General features: G+C 64.7%; 5 protein-coding genes. 1 reads left to right on the top strand and 4 read right to left on the bottom strand.

All coding sequences use genetic code 11. The features are described from left to right. Positions 1–130: 130 nt before the first annotated feature. From VGL40_08370 to VGL40_08355, 4 genes are read right to left on the bottom strand one after another with little or no spacing between them, the layout of a single operon-like run. A complete protein-coding gene (locus VGL40_08370) occupies positions 131–1,867 on the bottom strand; it encodes a CoB--CoM heterodisulfide reductase iron-sulfur subunit A family protein (protein HEY3315270.1) in 1,737 nt (578 codons plus the stop codon). Beyond that, complete coding sequence (locus VGL40_08365; GenBank protein HEY3315269.1) at positions 1,864–4,563, bottom strand: FAD-dependent oxidoreductase; 2,700 nt, start codon at positions 4,561–4,563, stop codon at positions 1,864–1,866. The genes VGL40_08370 and VGL40_08365 overlap by 4 nt, the downstream gene beginning before the upstream one ends. 3 nt (positions 4,564–4,566) lie before the next feature. Continuing rightward, positions 4,567–4,995, bottom strand: a complete 429-nt coding sequence (locus VGL40_08360) for a hydrogenase iron-sulfur subunit (GenBank protein HEY3315268.1) — start codon at positions 4,993–4,995, stop codon at positions 4,567–4,569. Then, on the bottom strand, positions 4,996–5,250 hold the full coding sequence (locus tag VGL40_08355; protein ID HEY3315267.1) for a sulfurtransferase TusA family protein: 255 nt from the start codon (positions 5,248–5,250) through the stop codon (positions 4,996–4,998). It lies immediately after the preceding gene. Positions 5,251–5,814: 564 nt separating this feature from the next. Between VGL40_08355 and VGL40_08350 the strand changes: the two genes are divergently transcribed. Continuing rightward, positions 5,815–6,113, top strand: a 299-nt coding sequence (locus VGL40_08350) for an NAD(P)-binding domain-containing protein (GenBank protein ID HEY3315266.1), incomplete at its 3' end; no start/stop codon positions are given.

The following is a 6,113-nucleotide window of genomic DNA, read 5'->3' as shown; positions in this document are numbered from 1 at the left end:
GTCGGGTAGTCGAGGGCGGCGGCGATCTGAGGCACGGTCTGGGGCCCGGCCGCCAGGATCTTGAGGATCCGGCCACGCATCAGGTGTTCATCGCGGATGATTTCCCGGACATCCCTGTTTGCTGGGCTCATTAGACTATCTCCCTCAACAGGCCGTCGATCATCGCTTTGACCTGGGCATCGGTGTAGCCCCTCAAGTCGATGGCTTCCTTCGGGCAGAACGGGACGCACCCGCCGCAGCCCTTGCAGACCGCCTCGTTGATCGACGCCACATTGTGGCCATTGACCTCGACCTTCTCGACCGCCCCGTAAGGACAGGTCTCCTGGCACTTGCCGCACCAGGCGCACTGGTCCGGGTCGACCGCGGCCACCAGTGGTTCCAGCTCGGCGAAGCCCTTCTTCAGGATGCCGGCGCTCTGGGTCACCGCGGCCAGGGCCGAGGCCACGCTCTCGGCCGAGTTCTTGGGCCCCTGGCAGGCGCCACAGATGTAGACGCCGTCGACCACCGTCTCCACCGGCCGCAGCTTGGGGTGGATCTCGTTAAAGAACTGGTCCTTGCCCATCGGAAGCTTCAGCGTCTTGACCAGTTCCTCGTTGGACCGCGGGATCATGCCGGTTATCAGGACCACCAGGTCAACCGCGATGTTCAGGGCCTCTCCCCTGGTCAACTGATCCGCCACGGTCACCGTCAACCGGCCGCTCTGGTCATCCCGGGCCACCGCCGGCGGCGCGTCGGCGGCGAACTTCAGGAACAACGAGCCCTCGTCCCGGGACTCCTTGTACAGCAGTTCATACTTGCCGTAGGTCCGCATGTCCCGATAGAGGTGATACTGGTGGACCTTGGCCCCCTTGGCCGTCACCGTCAGGGAGGCGTGCACCGCCGCGTTGCAGCAGTAACGGGAGCAGTACTGGTTGGCGTCGGGCACCTCCGCCTTCTGCCGACTGCCCACGCAGTAGATGTAGGCGATGTCTCTCACGGTCTTCCCCTTGTAGACCAAGGGCCCCGCGGAACTGTCGAGCATCGTCTTGAACTCAGGCAGGGTGACGACCCCGTCCATCCCGTAACCGAATTCGCCTTCCGCCGGATGATAGGTGTCAAAACCGGTGGCCACGATGATTGACCCGACCTTGACCTGGATGGTCTCCGCCGGCCGGTGGTTGATCCGGATGGTCGCCTGGTAGTTGCCGAAACTGCCGGACTTGCCAACGACCTCGGCGTTCGTGAAGATGGTGATGTTGGGCCGCTTCTGGACCTCGCCCCAAAGGTGGGCGATGAGCTGCCGGCCGTCCTTGGCGTTGGGGTACATCGTTCCGAAACCGGCCACCCAGCCCCCGACCTCCGGCTGCTTTTCCACCAGGAACACGGCGATGCCGATGTCCGACATTCCGATGGCCGCCCGCAGCCCGGCGATGCCGCCGCCGACGATCAGGGCCTTGGGCACCGTCTCCACCACGGTCGGCTGCAGGGGCGTGGTCAGCTTGGTTCGGGCGATGCCGGCGCGGACCAACCTGATGGCCTTGCGGGTCGCCCCGGCCTTGTCGTCAGTGTGCGTCCAGGAACACTGCTCGCGGATGTTGACCTGGGTGTACTCATAGGGATTCAGGCCGGCCCGTTTGGCCACCTCGCGGAAGGTGAACGTGTGCAGCTTGGGAGAGCAAGAGGCGACCACCAGGCCGTCCAGGTTCTGCTCCTGGATATCCTTGACGATCTCCTGCTGGGTGGCGTCGGAGCAGGTGAACATGGCGGTCTTGGCGACGACCACGCCCGGCTCATCGCCGACCGCCGTCCGGACTTTCTCGACGTCGACGTAATCCGAGATGTTGCCACCGCATTGGCAGATGAAAACGCCAATCCTTCGCTCGCTCATGACGGTCGCCCCACCTTCTCCACGTAGGCTGCCGCTTGGGCGGCCGCGGCGCCGGCATGCAGGATGGAATCGGGGATGTCCTTGGCTCCCGAGGCCGACCCGGCCACGAAGACCCCGTCGATGCTGGTCCGGCCCGGGTCGAGGTCCTCGTCGACTTCCTGAACGTAGTAGTAGTCGTCGAGCTTCAGCCCGCCGTCGGGGAACAGCCCTCCGGCCTCGGCGTTGGGCTGGATGCCCACCGCCAGCACGACCAGGTCGTGCTCGGCCTCGGTCACCTGGCCGCCGTTCTCGATGTCCTCGTAGGACAGGAGCAGGTTGCCGTCTTCCTTTTCCTTGATCCTGGCCACCCGGCCCTTGACGAACATGGCCCCCATGGCCTTCGCCTGTTCGTAGAACTCGTCGTAGCCCTTGCTGAAGGCCCGGATATCGATGTAGTACACGGTCACGTCGGCCAGCGGCAGGGCCCCCATGATCAGCTGGTTCTGCTTGATCGAGTACATACAGCAGACCCTGGAGCACAGGGGGTTGTCGACCGTCTGGTCGCGGGAGCCGGTGCACAGGATGTAGGCGATCCGGTCCGGCACCTTGCCGTCCCCGGGCCGCAGGACGGTGTTGTAAGGGCGGGTGGGGGCGAGTAGCCGATCCATCTGCATCCCGGTGATGACGTTCTTGAATTTGCCGTAGCCATACTGCGGCTTCAGGTCGGCCGGGAAGAGCTTGAACCCGGTCGAGACGATGACCGCACCGACCTCGGCCTCGACTTTCTGTTCACGCATCTCCATGTGGACCGCGTTGGCCGGGCAGATGGCCACGCACTGGTGGCACTCGGAACAGACGCCGCAATCGAGGCAGCGACCGACGCTGGTGAGTGCCTCCTCCTCGGTCATCGGCGCTTCGATTTCGGTGAAGTCGCGAGGTTCGGGGCTCAGCCTCAGATTGCCGGGCACGGGGTCGCGGCGGCTGTGGCTCTGCTGCCTGGCCAGGACCTGAGCCTTGTCGACCACCGGGAGTTTCGGGTCGAGCTCGTCCTCATTCAGTTCCTTGCCCTGCAGCCAGCGGTCGATCATGAAGGCGGCCTTGCGGCCCCGGCCGGCGGCGGTGTTGATGAACGAGGCCCCGGAAACCACGTCGCCGGCGGCGAAGATGTAGGGGACGTTCGTCTGCATGGTGACCGGGTCGACCTGGATGGTCCGGTTCTTGTTCACCCGCACTTGGCCGGCGAAAGCGGCGGTGTCCGGACCCATGCCGATGGCCACGATCACCGCGTCACAGTCCAGGCGGTCGGTGACGGTCTCGTCATACTGCGGGCTGAAACGCCGGTCGGCATCGAACACCGCCGTGCAGCGCTTGAGCTCCACGCCCCGGACCTGGTCCTCGCCCAGGAGCTGCTTCACGCCCCAGGAGTTGAGGGCGGTGACCCCCTCGGCCATGGCTTCTTCGACTTCCCAGGTATGCGCGGGCATTTCGGTCCGGGATTCCAGGCTGACCTGGCGGACCGACTTGGCCCCCAACCGACGAGCGCTGCGGCTGACATCAATGGCCACGTTGCCGCCGCCGATGACGACCACATCCTGGCCCTTCAGGTCAGGGGGGGGGCCCAGCTTGACCGCCCGCAGAAAGTCCAGGGAGCTGTGCACACCCTTGAGCTCCTCACCGGGCACGTTGAGCCTGGCGGCCCGCGGCGTGCCGGTGGCCACCAGGACCGCGTCAAAGCCCTGTCGTTTCAGCTCCTCGAGGTCCTCCACCCGGGTGTCGGTGGCGATCTCCACTCCGAGGCTGGTGACGTTACGGACGTCCTGATCGACAACCTCGGCCGGGAGCCGGTAGGCCGGGATGGCCAGGCGGAGCATGCCGCCGGGCTGGGGCGCGGCTTCCAGAATCTTCACCTGATAGCCCTGGCGGGCCAGCTGCCAAGCGGCGGTCAGGCCGGCCGGTCCGGAGCCGACGATGGCTACCTTCTTGCCGTTTGGGTCGGGGATCTCGACAGCCGGTCGCTCGTGGTCACGGTAGTGGGTATCGGCGATGAAGCGCTTCAGCCGGCGGATGGGCAAGGGGCCTTCCAGGCTTCCCCGGGTGCATTCCTCTTCGCACGGGGCGAAGCAGGCCCGGCCCAAGCTGCCCACCAATGGGGTGCTCTCGAGGATCAGGTTGAAGGCCTTTTCGTACTGCCCGCTGCGGACCAGGGCCACGTAACCGTGGGACTTGATCCCGGCCGGGCAGGTAAAGGTGCAGGGCGAGGTCCCGGCCCGCTCGATGACCGCCTTCTTGGGCACCGCCTGTGGGAAGGCGATGTAGGCCGCCCGCCGCGAGACCAGGTCCGCGTTGAACTGGTCAGGCACGGCCACGTTGCAGGCCATCTCGCACTGCCGGCAACCGGTGCACGCCGCCGGATCGACGAAGGGCGGCTTGCGGCGGATCTTCGCCTGGAACTTGCCATTCCCGTCGCGCCGGATCCCCTCAACCTCCGAGTAGGTAAGCACCGTGATGTTGGGGTGATGGATGGTGGCGGCCATCTTCGGGGTGGAGATGCAGCTGGCGCAGTCCAGGGTGGGAAAGACCTTGCTCAGAAGGATCATCTTCCCGCCCACGCTGGCCTCTTTCTCGACCAGCAGGACCTTGTAGCCCATGTCGCCCAGTTTCAGGGCCGATTCCATGCCCCCGATGCCACTGCCGACCACCAGCATGTCGTAGTTCATTGGCTATCCCTTCCTGGCGGGTCCAAGCTTGGCTAGCGAGGCCGAGAACTCCCGCATGTAGTTGGTAAACGGCTCGGCGCAGACCGAGCAGATGGCGGCCATCTTCAGCCGCTGCGGCTCGTAGCCGCCCTCTTTCAGCAGTTCCTGCGCCTCGGCCACGATATGGGAAGTCCGCACCGAGCAGTCGGAGAGCAAGGCACATTCATCCCCGTCGGCGGCGATGAACACCCCGTCGAAGCCCCGCTCGATGGCGTACCGCACCCAGCCGGGCTTGATGCCACTGGTACAGGGGACGCTGATTACGACCACACTCGGGGAGTAGTGCATGTGCGAACTCCCGGCCAGGTCGATGCCGGGGTCGGAGATGTTGTTGGTGGAGAAGGCCAGGATCTTGGGCCCAAAACCCTGCCCTTCTTGGACCGGCGCGATCATTTACTTCAGCCTCTTCACGAACAACTTCCAGTAGCCGGCCTCTTCCAACGCGCCGAGGAACTCGTGACCCATCTTCTTGGACCAGGCCGGCAGGTCTTTCTGCGTGCCGGTGTCGGTGGCCATGACCTCCATGATCTCGCCCGGCTTCACTTCCACGATCCCCTTCTTGGCCGCCAGGATCGGTCCCGGGCACGAGGTGCCCCTGGCGTCGACAACCTTCTGGGCCTGGATGGCTTTCAGCTCTTCCGGTGTCATGTCTCTCTTCCTCCTTGAGATGGGTTGGGCGGTTCCAAGGCTCTGAAGACATTGATACATTTCAATCTCTTTCCTCGCCTTGATTGTAAGTTCTAACAGCCGATACGTCAAGTGAGTTCTTTCACAAGCGTCTTCTTTAGAAATCCTGCGCCATCGGGAGTCGCCCAATTTCCCCGGGGAACTAATTAAATGGGCAGCCACCTATTGACAGGCCTTTCAATCGGCAGTATTGTAAATGGTAACATCATTCGGTCAGCTCAAAGCTGACAGGCCATGATGGGGATCAGTAACGGGAGCTTCCGCGACTCAGAGAGCCGCCTTCAAGGTGCAACGGCGGCCGCGGGACCCGCGAACCCACCCCGGAGCCACCGTCCAATCCACGGCGGTCCCGCCCGTTACCGCGGCCGGCCATCATGTTGTGGCCTGAGTTGACGTCCCCGGCGACATCGTTTGTGAGCCGGGACGAACCAAAGGTGGTACCGCGGTTAAGCGCCGTCCTTTATCGGACGGCGCTTTTTGTCTTTCCCGTCCCGCACGGCATCCCACGACCCTGGAGGGCTCACCATGGACGAAAGTTACGGAAAGCAATCGGCAGAAGGGTCCGAGACCCGGCGACTCGGGTCGATCACCTTCATCGGCGCCGGCAGCCTGGCCTGGAGTCTGGTCAGCGGCCTGTTGACGCGGGGGACCGTCGCCGCCGAGGACGTCCGGGTCTGCAATCGCTCTTCCGACGAGCGGCTGGCCCGTTTCGCCGGCCTGGGCGCCCGGACCGGCCGGGTCAAGGCCGAGCTCGTGCCCGGGGCGGCCGTTGTCCTCCTGGCCATCAAGCCGCAGGACGCGGTCACTGCCGTCACCGAGGTGGC

Source organism: Bacillota bacterium (assembly GCA_036504675.1).
Classification (GTDB): domain Bacteria; phylum Bacillota; class Sulfobacillia; order JAJYWN01; family JAJZPE01; genus DASXUT01.
Note: the sequence above shows the minus strand (reverse complement) of the source record. Positions and strands in the feature narration are given on the sequence as shown.